Annotated in this window: 20 protein-coding genes; 8 read left to right on the top strand and 12 right to left on the bottom strand. The window is 58.3% G+C overall.

Features of this window, described 5'->3' with window-relative positions; translation table 11 throughout:
* Positions 1-13 precede the first annotated feature (13 nt).
* Both IB213_RS15990 and IB213_RS15985 read right to left on the bottom strand, forming a co-directional pair.
* Positions 14-997, bottom strand: coding sequence for a TRAP transporter substrate-binding protein (locus tag IB213_RS15990; RefSeq protein WP_191721344.1), 984 nt, complete (start codon positions 995-997; stop codon positions 14-16).
* A 268-nt stretch (positions 998-1265) separates the two neighbouring features.
* Complete coding sequence (locus IB213_RS15985; RefSeq protein ID WP_191721345.1) at positions 1266-1937, bottom strand: GntR family transcriptional regulator; 672 nt, start codon at positions 1935-1937, stop codon at positions 1266-1268.
* 76 nt (positions 1938-2013) lie between these two features.
* On the opposite strand from IB213_RS15985, the gene IB213_RS15980 reads away from it, so the two are divergent.
* Genes IB213_RS15980 through IB213_RS15970 form a run of 3 tightly spaced genes read left to right on the top strand, consistent with a single transcriptional unit; the run spans position 2014 to position 6174 of the window.
* Positions 2014-2772 carry a LamB/YcsF family protein gene (locus tag IB213_RS15980; protein WP_191721346.1) on the top strand — a complete coding sequence of 253 codons (759 nt, stop codon included), beginning with the start codon at positions 2014-2016 and terminating at the stop codon, positions 2770-2772.
* Positions 2773-2783: 11 nt separating this feature from the next.
* Positions 2784-4400 carry a 5-oxoprolinase/urea amidolyase family protein gene (locus IB213_RS15975; protein ID WP_192407793.1) on the top strand — a complete coding sequence of 539 codons (1617 nt, stop codon included), beginning with the start codon at positions 2784-2786 and terminating at the stop codon, positions 4398-4400.
* A gap of 46 nt (positions 4401-4446) precedes the next feature.
* Positions 4447-6174, top strand: a complete 1728-nt coding sequence (locus IB213_RS15970; protein WP_192407913.1) for a biotin carboxylase N-terminal domain-containing protein — start codon at positions 4447-4449, stop codon at positions 6172-6174.
* 75 nt (positions 6175-6249) lie between these two features.
* Here IB213_RS15970 and IB213_RS15965 read toward each other — a convergent pair whose 3' ends face one another.
* Positions 6250-6696: a diacylglycerol kinase gene (locus IB213_RS15965; protein WP_192407791.1), complete on the bottom strand. Its 447-nt coding sequence runs from the start codon at positions 6694-6696 to the stop codon at positions 6250-6252.
* Positions 6697-6707: 11 nt separating this feature from the next.
* Positions 6708-8483 carry a phosphoethanolamine transferase gene (locus IB213_RS15960; protein ID WP_192407789.1) on the bottom strand — a complete coding sequence of 592 codons (1776 nt, stop codon included), beginning with the start codon at positions 8481-8483 and terminating at the stop codon, positions 6708-6710.
* 120 nt (positions 8484-8603) lie between these two features.
* Between IB213_RS15960 and IB213_RS15955 the strand changes: the two genes are divergently transcribed.
* Both IB213_RS15955 and IB213_RS15950 read left to right on the top strand, forming a co-directional pair.
* Positions 8604-9275 carry a response regulator transcription factor gene (locus IB213_RS15955; protein ID WP_192407787.1) on the top strand — a complete coding sequence of 224 codons (672 nt, stop codon included), beginning with the start codon at positions 8604-8606 and terminating at the stop codon, positions 9273-9275.
* The gene (locus IB213_RS15950) at positions 9272-10720 is read left to right on the top strand and encodes a HAMP domain-containing sensor histidine kinase (RefSeq protein WP_192407786.1); all 1449 of its coding nucleotides are present in this window, start codon (positions 9272-9274) and stop codon (positions 10718-10720) included. Before IB213_RS15955 ends, IB213_RS15950 begins: the two co-directional genes overlap by 4 nt.
* 239 nt (positions 10721-10959) lie before the next feature.
* Here IB213_RS15950 and IB213_RS15945 read toward each other — a convergent pair whose 3' ends face one another.
* On the bottom strand, positions 10960-11097 hold the full coding sequence (locus tag IB213_RS15945) for a transcription initiation factor TFIID subunit D10 (protein ID WP_191721351.1): 138 nt from the start codon (positions 11095-11097) through the stop codon (positions 10960-10962).
* Between the two features lie 152 nt (positions 11098-11249).
* Positions 11250-11396, bottom strand: a complete 147-nt coding sequence (locus tag IB213_RS15940) for a hypothetical protein (protein ID WP_192407784.1) — start codon at positions 11394-11396, stop codon at positions 11250-11252.
* 195 nt (positions 11397-11591) lie between these two features.
* On the opposite strand from IB213_RS15940, the gene phaR reads away from it, so the two are divergent.
* Both phaR and rimO read left to right on the top strand, forming a co-directional pair.
* Entirely contained in the window at positions 11592-12104 is a 513-nt protein-coding gene (gene phaR, locus IB213_RS15935; RefSeq protein WP_191721352.1) for a polyhydroxyalkanoate synthesis repressor PhaR, read from the top strand.
* Between the two features lie 187 nt (positions 12105-12291).
* On the top strand, positions 12292-13677 hold the full coding sequence (gene rimO, locus IB213_RS15930) for a 30S ribosomal protein S12 methylthiotransferase RimO (protein ID WP_191721353.1): 1386 nt from the start codon (positions 12292-12294) through the stop codon (positions 13675-13677).
* Between the two features lie 151 nt (positions 13678-13828).
* Here rimO and IB213_RS15925 read toward each other — a convergent pair whose 3' ends face one another.
* On the bottom strand, positions 13829-14158 hold the full coding sequence (locus IB213_RS15925; RefSeq protein ID WP_191721354.1) for a carboxymuconolactone decarboxylase family protein: 330 nt from the start codon (positions 14156-14158) through the stop codon (positions 13829-13831).
* 174 nt (positions 14159-14332) lie between these two features.
* On the opposite strand from IB213_RS15925, the gene IB213_RS15920 reads away from it, so the two are divergent.
* Complete coding sequence (locus tag IB213_RS15920; RefSeq protein WP_192407782.1) at positions 14333-14896, top strand: HdeD family acid-resistance protein; 564 nt, start codon at positions 14333-14335, stop codon at positions 14894-14896.
* Between the two features lie 75 nt (positions 14897-14971).
* On the opposite strand, the gene IB213_RS15915 is transcribed toward IB213_RS15920, so the two are convergent.
* The 5 genes from IB213_RS15915 to IB213_RS15895 form a co-directional block, all read right to left on the bottom strand.
* A complete protein-coding gene (locus IB213_RS15915; protein ID WP_192407780.1) occupies positions 14972-15703 on the bottom strand; it encodes an ABC transporter ATP-binding protein in 732 nt (243 codons plus the stop codon).
* Positions 15696-16562, bottom strand: a complete 867-nt coding sequence (locus IB213_RS15910; RefSeq protein ID WP_191721357.1) for an ABC transporter ATP-binding protein — start codon at positions 16560-16562, stop codon at positions 15696-15698. Before IB213_RS15910 ends, IB213_RS15915 begins: the two co-directional genes overlap by 8 nt.
* Positions 16559-17653, bottom strand: a complete 1095-nt coding sequence (locus IB213_RS15905) for an ABC transporter ATP-binding protein (protein WP_191721358.1) — start codon at positions 17651-17653, stop codon at positions 16559-16561. Before IB213_RS15905 ends, IB213_RS15910 begins: the two co-directional genes overlap by 4 nt.
* The gene (locus IB213_RS15900) at positions 17650-18579 is read right to left on the bottom strand and encodes a branched-chain amino acid ABC transporter permease (protein WP_191721359.1); all 930 of its coding nucleotides are present in this window, start codon (positions 18577-18579) and stop codon (positions 17650-17652) included. The genes IB213_RS15905 and IB213_RS15900 overlap by 4 nt, the downstream gene beginning before the upstream one ends.
* A 148-nt stretch (positions 18580-18727) precedes the next feature.
* Positions 18728-19888, bottom strand: a complete 1161-nt coding sequence (locus IB213_RS15895) for a branched-chain amino acid ABC transporter substrate-binding protein (protein WP_192407778.1) — start codon at positions 19886-19888, stop codon at positions 18728-18730.
* Positions 19889-19896 lie beyond the last annotated feature (8 nt).

Here is a 19896-nt window from a genome sequence, read left to right as displayed (position 1 = left end):
AAGCTGGGTCTAGTTACTTGGATGCTTTGAAAGTGTCCACGATGGTTTTACCGTCAGGGCCGGCTTTTTCCAGCCATTCCTTGATAACGGTATCCCCCACCTTGGCCAAATCTGCCTTCAGTTGTGCAGAGGGCTCTTCTACGCTGACACCGCCAGCTTTGAGGGTGGCAATCGAGCGGGCATCCACTTCGCGCGATTCTTTCCAGCCACGCTCTTCGGCAGCACTGGCGGCTTTCAGCACGGCGTCTTGTTCTGGCTTGCCCAGCGCATTGAAGGCTTTCTTGCTTACGACAACGGCGTTCTTGGGAATCCAGGCTTGCACGTTGTAGTAATACTTCAGGTTTTCAAACAGCTTGTTATCTGCACCAGTGGCGCTGGAGGTGATCAAGCCTTCAACCACACCTGTTGCCAATGCTTGAGACAGTTCAGCCTCTTGAATGGTGACGGGCTGTGCGCCCACCAGTTCACCAATGCGGGCGGTGGTGGGGGAGTAGACACGCCATTTCATGCCCTTGAGGTCAGCGGCTGAGCTGATGGGTTTCTTGGTGTAAATGCCTTGTGGGGGCCATGCGACGGAATACAGCAAAACCTGCCCTTGCTTGTCCAGCAGCTTTTGCAGCAATGGTTTTTGCGCTTGGTACAGCTTGAAGGCTTCGTCGTAGTTGCTGGCCAGGAAAGGCAAACCATCGGCGCCAAAGATCTGTGATTCGTTCTGGAAGCTCACCAAAAAGAACTCACCCATCTGTGCATTGCCAGTTTGCACGGCACGCTTGATTTCAGGCATCTTGAACAGCGACGCGCCAAAGTGCGGCGTGATCTTGAGCTTGCCCTGGGTGGCTGCGTCCACGTCCTTGATAAATTGCTCGTTGTTCTTGGAATGGAAATTGTGGGCTGCATAGGCTGTGGCGAAATCCCACTTGGTCTGTGCAGCGGCTGTGCCGCTAAAACCGATGCTGGCTACGAGAGTGGCTGTAGCACAAAAAATTCGACGCTTCATGGATGGCTCCTTGCAAAGGGTGGCAATGAAGGTGGCTGGGCAGATCTCGGAAAGACGTTGCAGCCCCTTGTCTCAGTGTTATAGGCAAATCGCGTGCCAAAAGTACCACCGTCATTGACAGATGACCATCAGGGATTTCAACAATACAGAGTATTTGTGGGTGATGTAGCGTTACGTTGTTGGTTGTTTTGGTATTAATTGTTCAATCAAACTTGGTGCATTGTTCTTCGTTTGCCCAAATTTGGTGCAATTCATGCTTTGTAATGGTTCAGGGAATGTGCCGTGCGTACACGGCAAGAACCATGCGTTCGGATTGAACAAGGTAAGTCTCCAACTCGCGTGCAGCGGCAGCGGTCTGGCCTTCGATGAACATTTGCAGCAGGCGTGCGTTGAGGTCGACATAGGGGGCGTGCAGGTATTCGGCGTCATCGAGCATGCCGAAGGCCAGACGCAGCTCTGCGGTCAGGTCTTCAAACATGGCGGACAGGCGGTCGCTGTCACTCAAAGCCACGATGGCGGCATGAAAAGCCATGTTGGCAGAGCCCACGCGGCGCCAGTCTTTGGCATCGCGGGCTTGCTGGGCGTCTTGAACAGCCTCTCGCATGCGTTTGTGCGAAGGATGCAGGGGCCATGCTTTTTCCAGTGCAGGGCACTCGATGAGGCGGCGTACGCGGTAGATGTCAATGATGTCTGCAATGGATGGAACAACGACGGAGACGCCCCGATTGGGTTCGTGGCGCAGCAGCCCCTCTTTGATGAGGATGCGAAACACTTCCCGCAAGGTGTTGCGTGAAATGTCCAGCTGCTGGCTCAGTGCCGCTTCTGACAGATGCTGTCCGGCACGCAGCTCGCCGTGGATAAGTTGCTGGCGAATGTTGCTGGCGACGGTGTCAGCCAGGCTGGTGGGGGTGGTGCTGGTAGAAAAGTGCCGAGACTGCATGGTGAAGATGCTGGTAAGGAATTTGCTTTGATTGTTCAACAATCAAGACGTGGTGTTTGAAGAAAGAGGATACAAGATGGACATCAACAGTGATCTGGGTGAAAGCTATGGGGCATGGCGCATGGGTGACGATGCAGCCATGCTGGATATCGTGAGCAGTGCCAATGTGGCATGCGGCTTTCATGCCGGAGACCCCGCCGGCATCTTGCAAACACTCAAGCAAGCCGCTGCACGCGGTGTGGCGGTGGGGGCGCATGTGGCCTATCCCGATTTGGCGGGTTTTGGCCGCCGCAATATGGACCCCAGCAGCGCCGAGCTGGTGGGCGATGTGATCTACCAGATCGGTGCCTTGCAAGGGCTGGCCACGGCTGCGGGCACGCGTGTACGTTACGTCAAGCCCCACGGTGCGCTGTACAACACCATTGCGCAGGACGCCCGCCAGGCGGGGGATGTGATTGAGGCCATTCAGGCGGTGGACCCGCAACTGACACTGATGGCGCTGGCGGGTGCTCCGCTGATTGAGTGGGCCAAGGAGCGTGGCTTGCGCGTGGTGGCAGAGGCCTTTGCCGACCGCGCCTACAACGAAGACGGCTCTCTGGTGTCCCGCCGTCTGCCGGGGGCTGTACTGCATGACCCCCAGCAGGTTGCGCAGCGCATGCTGCAACTGGTGCAAACCGGTGAGATTGAAACCATCACCGGCAAACGTATTCGCCTGCAAGCAGACTCTATCTGTGTGCATGGTGACAGTCCCGGTGCGGTCGAGATGGCGCGCTGCATGCGCGAACGCCTGCTGCAGGCGGGCGTGAGCCTGCAGCCTTTTGTGTCGATGGCGTGAAGGACTGCAGCATGCGATTTTTGCCAGCCAGTGACAAAGCGTTGCTGGTCGAACTGGATGATTTGGCGCAGACCATGGCCTTGTACCGGCACGTGGCTGCGCAGCGCTTGCCGGGTGTGCAGGAGTTGGTACCCGCCGCGCGAACCTTGCTGGTGCACTTTGAGCCGCATGTGATCAGCCCATCGAGCTTGATCGACATCTTGCGAGCGCTCGGCGCGCAAGCGGCGCAGGCGCAGCAAAGCGCAGAGGCGGTGCAGGGGCGTTTGGTGGACATTGCTGTGCGTTACACCGGAGAAGATTTACCCGATGTGGCCGAGCTGCTTGGAATCTCTGTGGCACAGGTGATTGAGCGGCACACCGCGCAACCTTATGACGCAGCTTTCGCCGGCTTTGCCCCGGGGTTTGTCTACCTGTCTGGCGGGGCCAATTTTCAGATGCCTCGGCGCCAATCGCCGCGCACCAAGGTGCCTGCAGGCTCGGTGGCTTTGGGAGGGAACTTCAGCGCCGTCTATCCCAGCGCCAGCCCAGGTGGCTGGCAGCTCATTGGCGTGACAGATGTACCGATGTGGGATCTGCAGCGGCCTGAACCCGCCTATGTGCAACCGGGCTTTCGTGTGCAGTTTGTCGATGCCGCGCGCAAGGTGACGCGGGTGCATTTGCCTGCGCATAACATCATCGAGTCAAAACAGCCTCCAGCGCAATCACAGCAAGCGCTGACAGCGATTGAATTTGTTTCTGCCGGCTTGCAAACGCTGGTGCAGGATGGTGGGCGCCATGGCATGTCGGGGCTGGGCATTTCTGCCTCTGGAGCGCTGGATACCGTGGCCATGCACCAGGCCAACCGGCTGGTGGGCAACCCTGTAGCCACACCGGTGCTGGAGAACGTGCTGGGCCAGATGCGGTTGCGCAGCCATGGTGCAACCACCGTAGCCATCACGGGCGCGCAAGCGTCGTTGACCGTGCACAGTGCCCAAGGTGGCGCATGGCCCGTCGCAGCTTATGCGCCAGTGGCCTTGAATGATGGGGATGTGCTGCAACTGCATGCACCCACCGCAGGTGTGCGCAGCTACCTTGCTGTGCGCGGCGGCTGGCAGGTTGAGCCGGTACTGGGCAGCTGTGCCACCGACACCCTGGCGTTGATCGGCCCTGCACCCCTGCAAAGTGGGCAGCGCGTGCCAGTCGGCAGTGCCGTTGCTCCAGCAGATTTGCGCCCGGTACAGCTGTGCTGCTTGCCAGCCATCGTTTTACCCAAAGCGGGTGATGTGGTGGTGCTGGATGTGGTGCTGGGCCCGCGCACGGACTGGTTCACAGAGCAAGCGCTGCAGACCTTTGCGCAGCAGGAGTGGCTGGTGACGCCGCAAAGCAACCGCGTCGGCATCCGTGTGACAGGGGCGCAAGCTCTGGAGCGCAGCCGCCACGATGAGCTGCCCAGCGAAGGAACGGTTGCCGGGGCCATTCAAGTGCCTATCAATGGGCAGCCTGTACTGTTTTTGGCCGACCACCCACTTACGGGCGGCTACCCCGTCATTGCGGCGGTGGCCAGCTACCACCTGGGGCTGGCAGCACAGATTCCTGTGGGTTGCCGTATTCGTTTCAACGTAGTGGCGCCGTTTTTTGAGCAGCATTGATATTGAGCGCTGACCCAGACACTGGGGGCGCGAAAGGAAGACGATGATTCGCAAAGTTTTGATTGCCAACCGTGGCGAAATTGCCGTTCGCATTGCCCGTGCCTGCAAAGACTACGGCGTGGCTTCGGTAGCCGTGTATGCCGACCCTGATGCTGATGCGCTGCATGTACGCGCTGCCGATGAAGCCTGGGCGTTGCATGGTGTGCGCTCTGCCGAGACGTATCTGGACATTGCCAAGCTGCTGGCTATCGCCAAGCAAAGCGGGGCAGATGCCGTGCACCCTGGCTACGGTTTTTTGTCGGAGCGCGCCGAGTTTGCACGGGCGGTGATGGATGCCGGTTTGGTATGGATTGGCCCCCGCCCCGAAACGATTGAAGCTCTGGGCGACAAGGTAGCGGCACGCAAGATTGCATTGCAGGTTGGTGCGCCTTTGGTGGCCGGCACGGCAGAGCCGGTGCAAAGCGCCCAAGAAGTCGTGAGCTTTGCCAAGACACACGGTTTCCCGGTGGCCATTAAAGCGGCCTTTGGTGGCGGAGGCCGTGGCCTGAAGGTGGCGTGGCAGATGGAGGAAGTGGCCGAGCTGTATGAATCTGCGGTACGTGAGGCCACAGCCGCCTTTGGTCGTGGGGAATGCTTTTTGGAGCAATTTCTGGATCGCCCCCGCCACATTGAGGCACAAATTCTGGCCGATCAGCACGGTCACGTCGTCGTGGTGGGTACGCGCGATTGCTCCCTGCAGCGGCGCAACCAAAAGCTGGTAGAAGAAGCTCCGGCACCTTTCTTGAGCGATGCGCAACGCAGCAGCATTCACCAGTCTGCACGCGACATTTGCGCGTCGGCTGGCTATGTGAGCGCGGGCACGGTGGAGTTTTTGCTCAGTCGTGGCGGGCAAATCTCTTTTCTGGAAGTCAATACGCGCTTGCAGGTGGAGCACCCGGTGACCGAAGAAACCACGGGCGTGGATCTGGTGCTGGAGCAACTGCGCATTGCCGATGGCTTGCCTCTGTCGTTCACCGAAACACCGGCTCCGCGCGGGCACAGCATTGAGTTTCGAATCAATGCGGAAGACCCCGGGCGCGGTTATCTGCCAACGCCGGGGTGTATTCATCGGTTTGCTGCGCCCAGCGGCCCCGGTGTGCGCGTTGACAGTGGTGTCGTGTCCGGCAGTACGGTGCCTGGCAGCTTTGACTCCATGATGGCCAAACTCATCGTCACGGGCGCAACGCGTGAGCAGGCATTGGCGCGCGCCCGCCGTGCCTTGCACGAGTTTGATATTGAAGGTGTTGCCTCGGTCTTGCCGTTTCACCGGGCGGTAGTCAGTGATGCAGCATTTACGGCAGAGCAAGGATTTGGCGTGCATACGCGCTGGATTGAAACCGAGATGCAGCAGTCCTGGGCAGCGGCACCGCGCCCCGATGCAGTGCCTGATGCGCCCCTGCATCGCAGTTGCATCGAAATTGATGGCAAACGGGTGGTGCTGGGTTTGCCTGCAAGCTTGCTGCAAGGCTTGGGCCGCGCTGGCAGCGTGCAAGCCAGCGCTGCACCCCTTGCCCCTGCAGTCCACAGCGGAGACCTTGTGGCCCCTATGGCCGGCAGCTTGGTTGCATGGAAGGTGCTGGAAGGCGCCCAAGTGCGCGAAGGGGATGTGCTGGCGCTGATCGAATCGATGAAGATGGAAACCCCCATTCTTGCAACTGCGCACGGCACGATTCAAATCCAGGTGCAGGCCGGTGCAGTTTTGCAGGCAGGTCAGGTGATTGCCAAAGTAGCTTGATGTGGTGAGCAACGCGAGGTTGGGGTAAAGCGTCGGTGCAAGCCGGCGTACGCTTTGCCTTGTCCATCGCGGGCATTAGAAAAAGTAGCTGTACACAGCAGTGATCCAGGCCCCTGCGCACAGCAGCAGTGCCATGAACACGGCAGCACTGCCAAAGTCTTTTGCTTTTTTGGACAGTGCATGCCACTCCAGACCGATGCGGTCTACTGCCGCTTCCACGGCGGAGTTGAGCAGTTCGACGACCAAGACCAGACATACCGTCGCAATCAGTATGAATGCTTGCACCCAGCTCTGGCCGAGCCAGCAGGCAGCGGGTATGAGCACCACGGCCAGACAGGCTTCTTGGCGAAATGCTTTTTCTTGCCATGCAGCCTGCAGACCCTGCAGCGAGTACAAGGTGGCGTGCCAGATGCGCTGAAAGCCTGTGCGATTTTTCTGAGGATTGGCATCTTGGATCGGTGCCTGCTGTGGTGCAGATGCTTGCAGGCTGCTGCCTGCCTGGGCCAGTGGTGTGTGTGACATCACGGATGGCCTTAACTGAAGGTCTTGGGTGTGGCGGGTCTGCAGTTTTGCAGTGCATCGCGTGCGCTTTGGTAGCTGTTGCTACGCACATCCAAGAGCCCCAGTACGGTGTGATAAAAATTATCATGTGTCAGTGCCTGATCCAGATCCTGGCGCACACACGTCTCATTGACCCTTGTGCGGCTGAGCAAGGAGCCGGGCCACAAAACCCAAGGCACATGTTTTTGCGCTTGCGGCGCGATCACGTAGGGCAAGCCATGCAAGTAAAGGCCGTTTTCACCCAGTGACTCTCCGTGGTCCGAGAGGTAAATCAGGCCAGTTTCGTAGCGGTCTTGCTGGGTTTTGAGCCAATCAATGGTGCGGGCCACGAAATGATCGGTTTCCACCATGCTGTTGTCATACACATTCACCAGCTGGCCGCGGCTGCAGTCTGAGGTGACATTGGTTGTGCACTCTGGCTGAAAGTGCTTGCTGGGCTGCGAAGAGCGGCGGTAATAGGCGGGGCCATGGCTGCCCATTTGGTGCAATACCAAGACGGTGCCTTTGTTTTTGCCATGGCTGTTGACCGTCTGCAGGCGTTCGTTCAGAAGCTCCACCATCAACTGGTCCAGGCATTCACCGTCTTTGCACCAGCGTTCAACCAAGGCTTTGCTCGCCACCTGGTCAGCCTGTGCATGCGAGATGCGATTGCAGACATCTTTGCAGCCCGCCTGGTTGTCAAGCCAGTCCACGTTCAGCCCTGCGGCGTTCAGAACGTCGAGCAAATTTTCATATTCAAACTTGCGTGACTCAAAGCCACTTTTGCCCAAATGCGAAAACATGCAAGGCACAGAAGCCAAGGTGTTGGTGCCACAAGACTGCACGTTGCGCCAGCTGATGACATGGCGTGCTTCCATCTCTGGCGTGGTATTGCGCGGATAGCCATTCAAGCCAAAGTGGTCCGCGCGCGTGGTCTCTCCCACAATCAAAACCAGCAAGGGCGGTTTGTTGCCGGATGCCGCAGCGGGCGCAGATGCGGCAGTCATGCCCATGCCCTGCAGGCCATAGCTGCGGCCCAGAGTGGCATCGTTGCTGATGGCTTGAAATGCCAGCGGTCGCTTGAACAATGGCTTGAGCGTGACATGGCTGAAAGACACAACGCTGGCCAGCGGATTGATGAGGTAACGAATCTCTGTATGGTTGCGCACCAGCGGTGCCATGGGCTTGTACAGCAGCAAGCCACCACCCACCAAGACAGCGATGTTGGTCAGGACCAGCAGTGCTGAACGCCACAGGTCGCGGCGCCATGCTGTGGATTTAAGCTCAACCCAGCCGTACAGGGCCGCTATAGGCAGACCTGCGTACAGCAAAACGTGCACCAGCAAGCCACTGCTCATCAGGGCCAGACTTTCGCTGGTATTGGTTTGCAGCGTATTGCGCACCATGCTGCTGTCCATCACGATGCCGTAGTGCAGCATGAAATACTGCACCGATGCGGCTACCAGCAGCGTCATGCTCCAGCCCACGCGCCGCACTTTGGGCCATGAAAGCAGCATGAACCACAAATAGGTGGCCGCAGTGAGCACCAAAGCGGTCAGAGTCATCTGCCATGCGCTCAGGCTTTGTTCGCTGGAAAGCTCGGCCAATTTTCTCCACCAGGCCTGATTCAAGGCCAGGCTGCACCAGATGGCCAAGAGCAGGGCGGCCCAGCGCGGAGCCACCGAGAGAGCAGGCAGGTGTGGAAGGTGGAAGCTGTGACGGGTACTGGTGGGAACACCAAGAGGGGTAGGGGCGTGCAATTCAGTCATGCTTTGCACTCTAAAAAAGCTGTCTGAATATCCCCTGAAGTTACTGTTCAGACAGCGTTCAGCTTTCAGTGCTTTTTCCGGGCCTTCTACACTGGGCACTTCATTCGATGGGGGCTGAAATTGCGAATCCTCTTGGTAGAAGACGATCGATCGCTTGGGCAGGCGGTATTAAGCTATTTGAAGAGCAAGCAGTTCAGCGTCGATTGGGCTGAAGATTTGCAGCAGGCGCGCGCTTTTGTTGCGACGACACACTATGCGGCCGTGCTCTTGGACTTGAACCTGCCAGATGGGGAAGGGTTGCATTTGTTGCCATTTCTGCATGCCGCTGCCCTAGCAGAAAATGCACGCCCCACGGTGATTGTGGTGACAGCGCGGGACCAGGTCAGTGACCGTATCCGGGGGCTGGACGCAGGCGCAGATGACTATCTGGTCAAACCTTACGACCCCGAAGAACTGCTGGCCCGGCTGCGTGCCATTGAGCGGCGCAGAGGGGCGCAAAACAGCTCCGTGCTGCAATGCGCTGAAGTGACCATTGACTTGGCGCGGGAGTCTGTGCGCAAAGGCATGTCGCCCATCATATTGACGCCCAAGGAATGGGCCTTGCTGCGTGTACTGGCCAGCCGCCCGGGGCAAATCTTCACCCGTGAGCGTTTGCAAGAAGCGCTTTATCAATGGGATGCCAGCAGTGACAGCAATACGCTGGAAGTTTTCATCAGCCGCCTGCGGCGCAAGCTGGGTAGTGCCTTGATTGAAACCGTACGCGGTACGGGCTATCGGTTGCTTGCGCAATGACTGCTACGTTGAAAATGCCCCTCAGTCTGGTGCAGCGCCTGAGCCGCGCGTTGACGTCTGCTGTCCTGGCCGTGTGGTTGCTCAGTACTGCGTTGGTGGCTTGGTATGTGGACAGCCAGATTCAGGAAAATTTTGATGTGGAGCTGATCGAGAGCGCACACCGCCAGCTGTACCCAGCGTTGCTGGAAGTTCAGCTGGCCCACCCCCAGCAAGCCAGTATCCACGAGGCGTTGAGCGACATGGCATCCACCGCTTCGGAAGCGGGGCCGCAAGTGATGGGTGAGTTGCCGGGGTCCAACCATGCAGAAGCTTTGCTGCTGCAGTTGCGCAATGTGACCGGGCAGGTGCTGCTGCGCACACAAGCTACGCCTGCTTCACCTTTTGCGGTGCCTCTGCGGCAAGGTTTTTATGACACCGATGACTACCGTGTGTTCAGCCTCTACGACGAGCAGTACCAGGTGTGGCTGCAGCTTGCCGACCCTTTGAGTGAGCGCCGTGAAACCAGCCAGCGCATTGTTTTGGGGCTGGTCGCCGTGTTGCTGGTGATACTGCCGGTGCTGCTGTGGCTGGTGTCGATGGTTGCACGCCGCGAGCTGGGTGCGGTGGAGCAATTGCAGCAGCAAATCACTTCACGCAGCGGCAGCAATTTACAGCCTTTGTCAGTGCAGGGCATGCCTTTGGAGTTGCGTGCCGTGGGAGAGGGCGTCAATCAGTTGCTTGGCCGCCTTGGGGAGGCGCTGAATGTAGAGCGTTCGCTGGCTGCCAATGCAGCGCATGAACTGCGCACGCCACTGGCGGAGGTGCGGCTGCGTTTACAGACGGCGGTGGACCAAGCCCTGGAGCAGGGTGCAAGCGTGCCGCTGCATGAGGTACGCATGGCGCTGCAGTCGCTGCAAACGCTGAGCCACCGCACAGAGCGACTGCTGCAGCTGTCACGGGCTGAAGGTGGTGACAGTGCCCACTTTGCATGGGTGAACCTGGTGCAGCTGGCGCAAGAAGTAGCCCAAGAGTTCTGGCAGCAAGCGCAGGCCCAGAAACGTCTGGACTGCATCACCCCTGATGCCTGCTGCGCAGTCTGGGTGTGGGGAGATATTGATGGTTTGGCCATTGTCTTGCGCAATTTGATAGAGAACGCACTGCGCCATACGCAGGGTGCGGTTGTGCTGCAAGTGCAACCTGCACCGCATGCCGCGCTGGTGGTCAGGGATAGCGGGGCAGGGTTGAGCGCCGAGGAAATTCAAAAAATTCAGCAACGGCATGCGCGCATGGACAGGCAGCACATTGGCTATGGCCTGGGCATGTCCATTGTGAAAACCATTGCCGACAAGCACGGTGCTGTATTGACTTTTACATCTGCGCCTGAGGGCTTTGCGTGTGGCCTGGAGGTGGCCCTGGCATTTGTACACGCCACGAATGGTGCCAAGCCCCAGCAAGCAGGCCCATAACAAGCAAGGCCCGCACATGCGGGCCTTGCTTGTTATCGGGTTAGTGCATTTGCTCCTGCGCTAAGGGCTTGGGCTCTGAGCCAATTTGCCGCTTATTGCACTTGCTTTGCTGTTGACTGTATTTGGGTTCCGTCAGCGGCTGACCAAGCTGTAGGGGCCAGGGCTGCTGCTCGTTCCAAGGCGTGTAGTGAGTCTGGGGAAGTGGTGACATGTAGGTCTCCTTCCTCCCAGTCAAAATCTCAGCGCTGTTGACTGGGCTGCTGTTTTTGCTGCCCGGGCTGCTGCTGGTTGGGTGCTTGCTGCTGTTGCTGCTTTTCCTTGGCAGTCTTGTCTTGGTCTTGCTGCTGGTTCACATGGTTTTGCTGTTGCTGGGCCATAAGTTACTCCTTCAGGATAGTGACCGACAAACAAATGCTGTTTGCCTGTGGCTCAGTGTGCGCCAGCGTTGGCGCAGCGTGTGTAGGAGACCGACTGTCACAGCCGTCCGTCATTTCTTGGTATTTTTCTGACAGCAATTTCCTGTTATTTTTTACAAATTGTGCGGTTTGTTTTTGGAGAGAAATGCTCGAAAACGTACTGCTCCAGAAAGCCCCTTGCGGGCAAGAAATGCCTGGGTGGTGGCGGTGCGCAGTGCTGCCTGTATCTGACTGGAAATTTCAGAAAAGTGGTCGAGCAAGGCAAGCACAATGCTTGTGGGAAAGCATGAAACATGCTGAAATGCCTGCCGTAAAAGCACTTGAAGCTCATATTTTTACAAGATACATCGTGAGCTTGGCTAGGGTTAGTGCTGCGCTGCGACAAGAAAGCCTTTCCTACAATGGCTGCACGCGCCGACCCCCCTCTTTTCCCCGTTCGCCATGAGAATTTGCCGATGACCGCACAAGAAAACACCTCAACCTCTGCACCCAGCAACCAGCGCGTCATCAAGAAGTACCCCAATCGCCGCTTGTACGACACGGCAACGTCTACCTACATCACGCTGGCAGAAGTCAAGCAACTGGTGATGGAGCGCGAAAACATCGTGGTGAAAGACGCCAAGACAGGCGATGACCTCACGCGCTCTATCTTCATGCAAATCATTCTGGAAGAAGAAGCCGGTGGTGCTCCCATGTTTACCGAGCCCATGCTGGCAAACATTATTCGTTTCTACGGGCACACCATGCAGGGGCATATGGGCAGTTTCATTGAAAAGAACGTGCAGATGTTCACGGACTTTCAGGGCAAGATGGCTGAGCAGGGCGGTGGTGTCGATGCCTGGGCCAAGATGCTGCAGATGCCCAACCCCATGGTGTCTGCAAGCTACACCGAGCAAATGCAAAAAATGCAAGAGCAAATGCAAAAGCAGACGGAGCAGATGATGGGCATGTTTGGCATCAAGCGCTGAGCATTGCCGCGTTCGTGCAGCGGGCCATGTGGCCCGTTTTTTTATGCCGCTGCTGGGCTATGGGCTTGGCTTTGGGCACAAAAAGACGTCACTCGTTAAAATCACCCCTTGATTTCGCCGGCCGGGACTTAGATTTCCCTGCGCAGGTTGTGCGCAGTTGGCGCAATCCCCCACAAGTATTCACACAATGATCACCGAAAACAGCGCCCCTAAAGTGGGCTTCGTCAGTTTGGGCTGCCCCAAAGCCTTGACCGACTCTGAACTCATCCTGACCCAGCTGAGCGCTGAGGGTTACCAGACTTCCAAGACCTTCGAAGGCGCGGATCTGGTGATCGTGAACACCTGCGGGTTTATTGACGACGCTGTCAAAGAAAGCCTGGACACGATTGGCGAAGCGCTGGCTGTCAACGGCAAGGTGATTGTCACGGGCTGTCTGGGTGCCAAGGCGGGCAAGGAAGGCGGCGCCACCATGGTGGCTGAAATTCACCCCAGCGTGCTGGCGGTGACAGGCCCTCACGCGACGCAAGAGGTGATGGATGCTGTGCACACCCACCTGCCCAAGCCGCACGACCCCTTTGTGGATCTGGTGCCTGGCAGCTTTGGCGAGGCGGGGATCAAGCTCACACCCAAGCACTATGCCTACCTGAAAATTTCGGAAGGCTGCAACCACCGTTGCACTTTCTGCATCATCCCGTCCATGCGCGGTGACCTGGTTTCGCGCCCGATTGGTGACGTGCTCAAGGAAGCCAAAGCGCTGTTTGAAGGCGGTGTGAAAGAGTTGCTGGTGATCAGTCAGGACACCTCTGCCTATGGCGTGGACGTGAAGTACCGCACCGGGTTCTGGGACGGCAAACCTGTCAAGACACGCATGCTGGAGCTGGCCGATGAGCTGGGCAAGCTGGCCCAGCAACACGGCGCGTGGGTGCGCATGCACTATGTGTATCCCTATCCGACGGTTGATGCCGTTTTGCCTTTGATGGCCGAAGGCAAAATCCTGCCTTACCTTGATGTGCCCTTGCAGCACAGCCACCCCGATGTGCTCAAGCGCATGAAGCGCCCGGCCTCTGGTGAAAAGAATCTGGACCGCATCCGCGAATGGCGCAAGATTTGCCCGGAGCTGGTGATTCGCTCGACCTTTATCGCTGGCTTTCCCGGTGAGACTGAAGAAGAGTTTGAGCACTTGCTGGACTTCATCCGCGAAGCGGACATTGACCGTGCAGGCTGCTTTGCCTATAGCCCTGTGGAAGGCGCTACGGCCAATGAGCTGCCCGGTATGCTGCCGCTGGAAGTGCGCGAAGCACGCCGTGCCCGCTTCATGGAAGTGGCTGAAGAGGTCTCCACGCAGCGCCTGCAGCGCCGTGTGGGCCAGGTCATGAAGGTGCTGGTCGACAAGTCTGTGGGCCTGGGCAAGAAGGGCGGCGTTGGCCGTACCTATGCCGATGCGCCTGAGATTGACGGTGTGGTGCATATCCAGCCGCCCGAAAAGGCCAGCAAGACCTACAAGACTGGAGAGCTGATCTCCGTGCGTATCCTGGGCGTGCAAGGGCACGATCTGGTGGGCATTCCGGTTTAATGTTGAATTAAAAGTGAGCTGCCAGCGCTGGTGTCTACTACGTTTCAGATAGAAAACCATCTGAAACGCAGGTGGTGTAAGCGCAAGCAGCTACTTAAATTGAAAAAAGGCTTCTATCTGGAAGCCTTTTTTTTGGAAAAACCGTCCCTATTTATTCGCCAAGGGCATCCAGCGCTCGAGCGGAATAGACCATCGCAGCACCGGCATTCAAGGCCACGGCCACGCCCAGTGCTTCGGCTATTTCCTCTCTGGTTGCGCCAGCCGCTTTGGCTGCCTTGGTGTGCACGGCAATACAGCCGTCACAGCGGGTTGTGACGCCCACGGCAATCGCAATCAGCTCGCGCGTCTTGGCATCCAGATGGTGGGTCTTGCTGCCTGCGGTGGAAAGTGCTTTGTAGCCTTCCATGGTGCCGGGGCTGAGGGTGGCAAATTCACCCAATCGGCCTGCAAGTTCTTTGCGGTATTCGTTCCAGTCCAGCATGTGGGGCTCCTGTCCATGTCGTTGGCTGTGAGGGTGAAAATCATGCGCCAGCAACAATACTAATCTGGCAGGCCTTGCACGGGCATGTAGGCAAAATGCCTCAGAAGGCGACTGGCATGCGCCGCAGGATGAAACAAGGTCATACTGAAAAAAACTTATGTCAATGGAGGTGTTATGGGAACTCAGAATCCACAAGCGAGTGCACTGCAACTGACCATCGGCCGAACCTGGTGGGTGATTTTGCTCTTCGGTATCTTGTCCACCTTGTTTGGATTGATGGCCATTTTTGAGCCGGTACGCGCGGGTGCAGGCATTACGTGGGCGATTGGCCTGCTGGCCATTGCCGAAGGCATCGTGAGTTTGATCGCTGTCTTTAATAAGAATTTGCCCATTTCGCGGGGCTGGATGATTGTTTACGCGCTGCTCTCGCTGCTCTTTGGCGTGATGGCTGTAGCCAACCCTGTGTCCATGGCCGCCGCCTTCGTGACGGTGATGGCGGTCTGGTTCATTATTTCGGGTGTGCTGCGCATCATCTTTGCGGTACGCGTTCGCAAAGAAATCGACAACGAATGGATGCTGATTTTGAGCGGCGTGCTGGGCGTGGTTCTCGGCGGCCTGATGCTGGCAGCACCGATTGCCGGGCTGATTGTGGCGGTGATCTGGATTGGCGTAGGCGCTTTGTTCTATGGCGTTCTTCAGATTGTTGCTGCGTTCAAAATCCGAAAACTGGCCGCGTAGCAGGGCTGCATCCAGAAGACAAAAAGGCTTCCCTTGGGAAGCCTTTTTTGCCGGGCGCTGCCAGGCAGCGCATGCTCATTCGCCCAAATAGGCGGCGCGCACTTTCGGGTCGTGCAGCAGCTCGTGCCCGGGGCCCTGCAGCGTGAGCTCACCCGACTCCAGCACATAGCCGCGCTGGCTCACTTCCAGTGCCAGGCGGGCGTTTTGCTCGATGAGCAAGATGGTGACGCCTTGCTTGGAAATGTCTTCGATCACTTCAAAGATCTTGTCCACCATGATGGGCGCAAGCCCCATGGTGGGTTCATCGAGCAGCAGCAACTGGGGCTTGGACAAGATGGCGCGGCCCATGGCCACCATTTGCTGCTCGCCACCGGACAAGGTGCCTGCGGTTTGTTTGCGGCGCTCTGCCAGACGCGGAAAACGCTGGTAGACCTGCTCGACTTCGTGAGCAATCGCGGCTTTGTCGCTGCGACTGTAGGCACCCATGCTCAGGTTTTCTTCAATGGTCAGCTGTGGAAAAATGCCGCGGCCTTCCGGCACCATCACCAGTCCCTGGCGCACCATGGCATGCACGGGCTGGCCTGCCAGGCTTTGGCCTTTGTAGTGGATGGCACCTGCTGCCAGTGGCACCAGGCCACAAATAGCGCGCAACGTGGTGCTTTTACCTGCGCCGTTGGCACCAATCAGCGCAACCAGCTCTCCGGGGTTGACGTGCAAGTTGAGCTTGCGCACGGCGCGGATACCGCCGTAGGCAACGTCAATGCCACGCACATCCAGCATGGGGGTGGGGGCGTTCGCTTCAGTCATGGCGAGGCTCTTGTTGGGTAGGGTGGGTAAGTTCGGGGTGCAGCAGCGGGTCTTGTGCCGCACCTTTACCCAGATAGGCTTCGATCACGCGCGGGTCACGCTGTACATCGTGCGGCAGTCCATAGGACAGCACCTGGCCGTATTCCAGCACCAGTACGCGGTCACACATGTTCATCACCAGTTTCATGTCGTGCTCAATCAGCAGCACGGTGATGCCGTCATCCCGAATCTTTTCGATCAGCGTGCGCAGCACCACCGTCTCAGAGGGGTTCATGCCTGCGGCAGGCTCATCCAGAGCCAGCAGCGCGGGGCTGGTGGCCAGAGCACGTGCAATTTCCAGGCGGCGCTGGTCACCATACGACAGCGATGACGCCACCTCATTGGCAACGTGAGAGATGCCTACGTACTCCAGCAGCTCCAGCGCCCGGGCCTCGGTGCGGGCTTCTTCCTGGCGTGTGGCCTGGTTGCGCACAATGGCACCCCACAGACCGGCCTGTGTGCGCAGGTGCTGGCCAATCATCACGTTCTCCAGCGCAGTCAGGGCAGAGAACAGGCGAATGTTCTGGAACGTGCGCGCCAAGCCCTGTATGGCGATCTCATGCGGCTTCAGGCGGGTGAGCTCTACCCCCTGAAACTGGCAGCTGCCAGATTCGGGGATGTACAGCGCCGTCATCACATTAAACAGCGTGGTTTTGCCTGCCCCGTTGGGGCCAATCAGGCCAAAAATTTCGCCCTTGCGAATCTCAAAACTCACATCGTTCAAGGCTTGCAGGCCGCCAAAGCGTTTGCTCAGGCCTTTGGCAATGAGCAAAGGCTGGCCGGTGGCGATGCCTTGGTGGGTGTGTGGCAATGCGCTCATGCCTTTGTCTCCTTGCCACTGTTCAATTCACGCTTGCGCACCGCAGAGGGCCACAGGCCTTCTGGGCGGAAGATCATCACCGTTACCAGCGCCACTCCAAACAGCAGCATGCGAATGGCGTCCGGGTCTACCACTACGCTGCCAAACAGCGTTTCTTGAACGGGCACCACGATGTTGCGCAAAATTTCAGGAAAGATGGACAGCAGCAGCGCACCCGCCACAACACCGGGTACATGGCCCATGCCCCCCAGCACCACCATGCACAAGATGGCAATCGATTCACTCAGCCCAAAACTTTCCGGGCTGACAAAGCCTTGCATGGAGGCAAACAGGCAACCGGCCACACCACCAAAACTGGCACCCATGCCAAAGGCCATGAGCTTGATGTTGCGTGTGTTGATGCCCATGGCCTTGGCGGCAATCTCGTCTTCACGGACGGCCTCCCAGGCACGCCCCACGCGCGAGTTTTGCAGGCGGATGCAGATGAAGATGATGACAATCACCAGCGCCATCAGCAGGTAGTAGTACTTCTCGGGCCCAGTGATGCGAAAGCCCAGAATGGTTTCCGGGCGACCCAGTGCCCATTCGCCAATCTTGACGGTATCGATGCGGTTGATCCCCTGGGGGCCATTGGTGATGTTCACCGGCGCATCCAGGTTGTTCATGAAGATACGAATGATTTCACCAAAGCCCAGTGTGACGATGGCCAGGTAATCGCCCCGCAGCTTGAGCACCGGAAACCCCAGCGCAATGCCTGCCATGGCCGCCAGTGCGACTCCGATGGGCAGCACGATCCAAAAAGGCAGGTGCAGGTCAAAGTGTGGCGATGCCAGCAGCGCCCAGGCATAGGCACCCACGGCGTAAAAGGCGATATAGCCCAGATCCAGCAGGCCTGCAAAGCCCACCACAATGTTCAGGCCCAGGGCCAGCATCACATACAGCAGTGCAAAGTTCAGGATGCGAATCCAGCCCTGCCCGGCGGTAGCGCCCAGCAAGAAAGGCAGCATCAGCAGCACCGCACCAATTGCAAATGCGCCCAGCCAGACTTTGGCCGGAGTGCGGTGTTTGGAGGTCGAAGCGGTGTGGCTCATGCACGGTCTCCTGAACGCTCGCCCAGCAAGCCAGAGGGGCGGAAGATCAGTACCACCACCAGCACGATGAAGCTGAACACGTCTTGGTAGTGGCTGCCAAATACGCCATTGGTCAGGCTGCCCACGTAGCCTGAGCCCAGTGCCTCAATCAAGCCCAGCAGCAGGCCTCCCAGCATGGCGCCACCCAGGTTGCCAATGCCGCCCAGCACCGCCGCGGTAAACGCTTTCAGGCCCAGCATGAAGCCCATGGTGTATTGCGCCACGCCGTAGTAGCTGGTGATCATTACGCCGGCCACCGCAGCCAGGGCAGAGCCAATCAGGAAGGCAGCTGAGATGACGGTGTTGATGTTCACACCCATCAAGCCCGCGACTTCACGGTTTTGTGCGGTAGCGCGCATGGCCATGCCCAGGCGTGTTTTGTGTACCAGCAGCAGCAAGGCCACCATGATCAGCGCAGAGCCCAGCATGATGGCAATTTGCAGCATGCTCAAGCGTGCATCACCAACCTGAAAGACGGTGGGTTCGATGACATGCGGAAAATTCAGGTAGTTGCGGCCCCAGGCCATCATGGCCACGTTCTGAATGATGATGGACACGCCAATGGCCGTTATCAGAGCCGCCAAGCGGGGGGCACGGCGCAGTGGTCGATAGGCAATGCGCTCAGCGGTCCAGCCCAGTGCCATGCACACAGGAATGGACACTAAAAGTGCCGCGCCCAGAGCCACGAAAACAGAGACGTCACCAAAGTGGCCAACCAGCCCCAGCACTACGCTGGTAGCGGTCATGGCACCGACCATGACCACATCGCCGTGGGCGAAGTTGATCAGACCGATGATGCCGTAGACCATGGTGTAGCCCAGTGCTACCAGCGCATATACGCTGCCAGCAGTCAGGCCGTTGATGATTTGTTGCAGAAAAATATCCATGACGGGCGCGCCGCGCGGCGTGGGCAGTCGGAAAAAAATGAACTTGCTGTGAGTGGCAAGTCCGAGATGTTGCGGTGAAGTCAATCACAGCAAATGGCTGCCTGAGCAGCTGCCACCGCCCATGCAAGCGGGCGGTGGCAGGCTCGCATTACTTGGCCGAATCCACGATGGTCTTGACCTCTTCCCACTTGCCGCCCTTGACGGTGTAGATGGTCACGGCCACTTCGTTCAGATCGCCATTCTTGTCATAGGCAATGTTGGCGCTGGTGGCACCGCTACGCTTCAGACCTGCCAGCTTGGGCAGGTATTTGTCGCCCTTGGCAGAGCCTGCAGCTTGCATGGCCGTGATCATGTTCCATGCGCCGTCATAGGCGTAGGGCGCGTAAACGCCGGGATCGGCCTTGAAGCGGGCCTTGTAGGCTGCGGCAAATTTCTCACCCTGGGCCATGGTTTTCAGGGGTACGCCGGCCAGCGATGCATAGGTGCCGTTGGCGGCGTCGCCAGCCAGACGCAGGAAGGTGTCGCTGCGGGTCATTTCACCCGAGACCAGCGGCTGGGTCAGACCCAGCGTGGCCATCTGGCGGCGCATGGGGCCCGATTGTGCGTCCAGACCGCCAAAGAAGATGGCTTCAGCACCCTTGGCTTTGATGCTGGTGAGGATGGCGGTGAAGTCGCTGGCCTTGTCCGTGGTGTATTCGCGGGCCACGACGGTGCCGCCAGCGCGCTTGACGGCCTGGATGACCTGGTCTGCCAGACCTTGGCCGTAAGCGGTGCGGTCATCAATGATGGCAATCTTCTTGGCCTTCAGATCCTTGACCATGAACACGCCCACTGCTGCACCTTGCTGGGTATCGCTGGTCATCATGCGGAAGGTGTTGTCATAGCCTTGCAAGGTGTACTCAGGCGATGTGGCCATGGCGATCTGGGGAATGCCTGCGTCGTTGTACACGCGCGATGCAGGAATGGTGGTGCCCGAGTTGAAGTGGCCCAGCATGCCGTTGACCTTGGCGTCCGCAATTTGCTGTGCAACCTGCACGGCGGTGCGGGGGTCTGCCTGGTCATCTTTGGAGACCAGCACGAATTTGGCGGTATCACCATCGAGCTTGATGCCCTTGGCGTTGGCCTCTTCCAGCGCCAGTGTCAGGCCGTTGCGCATGTCTTCACCGTAGTGCGCCTGAGGGCCGGTCAAAGGCGCTGCAAAGCCCAGACGCACGGTGGTTTCTGCTTGAGCGGCGCTCATCAGGCCGCCAAAGGCGCAGGCCAGTGCCACGGTGCTGGTCAAAGTCTTGAAAGATGAAGAAGTTTTCATGCTGCGGT

Source organism: Comamonas sp. CMM02, assembly GCF_014851485.1.
Taxonomy (GTDB): Bacteria; Pseudomonadota; Gammaproteobacteria; order Burkholderiales; family Burkholderiaceae_C; genus Comamonas; species Comamonas avium.
The sequence above is the reverse complement of the archived record's forward strand: the minus strand, read 5'-3'. Positions and strand labels throughout refer to the sequence as shown.

Bases quoted from the DNA above. Each gene is read 5' to 3' on its own strand.
- IB213_RS15950 (WP_192407786.1), top strand. From the start codon at position 9,272: ATGACTGCTACGTTGAAAATGCCCCTCAGTCTGGTGCAGCGCCTGAGC.
- IB213_RS15965 (WP_192407791.1), bottom strand. From the start codon at position 6,696: ATGTCACACACACCACTGGCCCAGGCAGGCAGCAGCCTGCAAGCATCT.
- IB213_RS15960 (WP_192407789.1), bottom strand. From the start codon at position 8,483: ATGACTGAATTGCACGCCCCTACCCCTCTTGGTGTTCCCACCAGTACC.
- IB213_RS15900 (WP_191721359.1), bottom strand. From the start codon at position 18,579: ATGGATATTTTTCTGCAACAAATCATCAACGGCCTGACTGCTGGCAGC.
- IB213_RS15985 (WP_191721345.1), bottom strand. From the start codon at position 1,937: ATGCAGTCTCGGCACTTTTCTACCAGCACCACCCCCACCAGCCTGGCT.
- IB213_RS15905 (WP_191721358.1), bottom strand. From the start codon at position 17,653: ATGAGCCACACCGCTTCGACCTCCAAACACCGCACTCCGGCCAAAGTC.
- rimO (WP_191721353.1), top strand. From the start codon at position 12,292: ATGATCACCGAAAACAGCGCCCCTAAAGTGGGCTTCGTCAGTTTGGGC.
- IB213_RS15945 (WP_191721351.1), bottom strand. From the start codon at position 11,097: ATGGCCCAGCAACAGCAAAACCATGTGAACCAGCAGCAAGACCAAGAC.
- IB213_RS15990 (WP_191721344.1), bottom strand. From the start codon at position 997: ATGAAGCGTCGAATTTTTTGTGCTACAGCCACTCTCGTAGCCAGCATC.
- IB213_RS15925 (WP_191721354.1), bottom strand. From the start codon at position 14,158: ATGCTGGACTGGAACGAATACCGCAAAGAACTTGCAGGCCGATTGGGT.
- IB213_RS15895 (WP_192407778.1), bottom strand. From the start codon at position 19,888: ATGAAAACTTCTTCATCTTTCAAGACTTTGACCAGCACCGTGGCACTG.
- IB213_RS15975 (WP_192407793.1), top strand. From the start codon at position 2,784: ATGCGATTTTTGCCAGCCAGTGACAAAGCGTTGCTGGTCGAACTGGAT.
- IB213_RS15920 (WP_192407782.1), top strand. From the start codon at position 14,333: ATGGGAACTCAGAATCCACAAGCGAGTGCACTGCAACTGACCATCGGC.
- phaR (WP_191721352.1), top strand. From the start codon at position 11,592: ATGACCGCACAAGAAAACACCTCAACCTCTGCACCCAGCAACCAGCGC.
- IB213_RS15980 (WP_191721346.1), top strand. From the start codon at position 2,014: ATGGACATCAACAGTGATCTGGGTGAAAGCTATGGGGCATGGCGCATG.
- IB213_RS15910 (WP_191721357.1), bottom strand. From the start codon at position 16,562: ATGAGCGCATTGCCACACACCCACCAAGGCATCGCCACCGGCCAGCCT.
- IB213_RS15915 (WP_192407780.1), bottom strand. From the start codon at position 15,703: ATGACTGAAGCGAACGCCCCCACCCCCATGCTGGATGTGCGTGGCATT.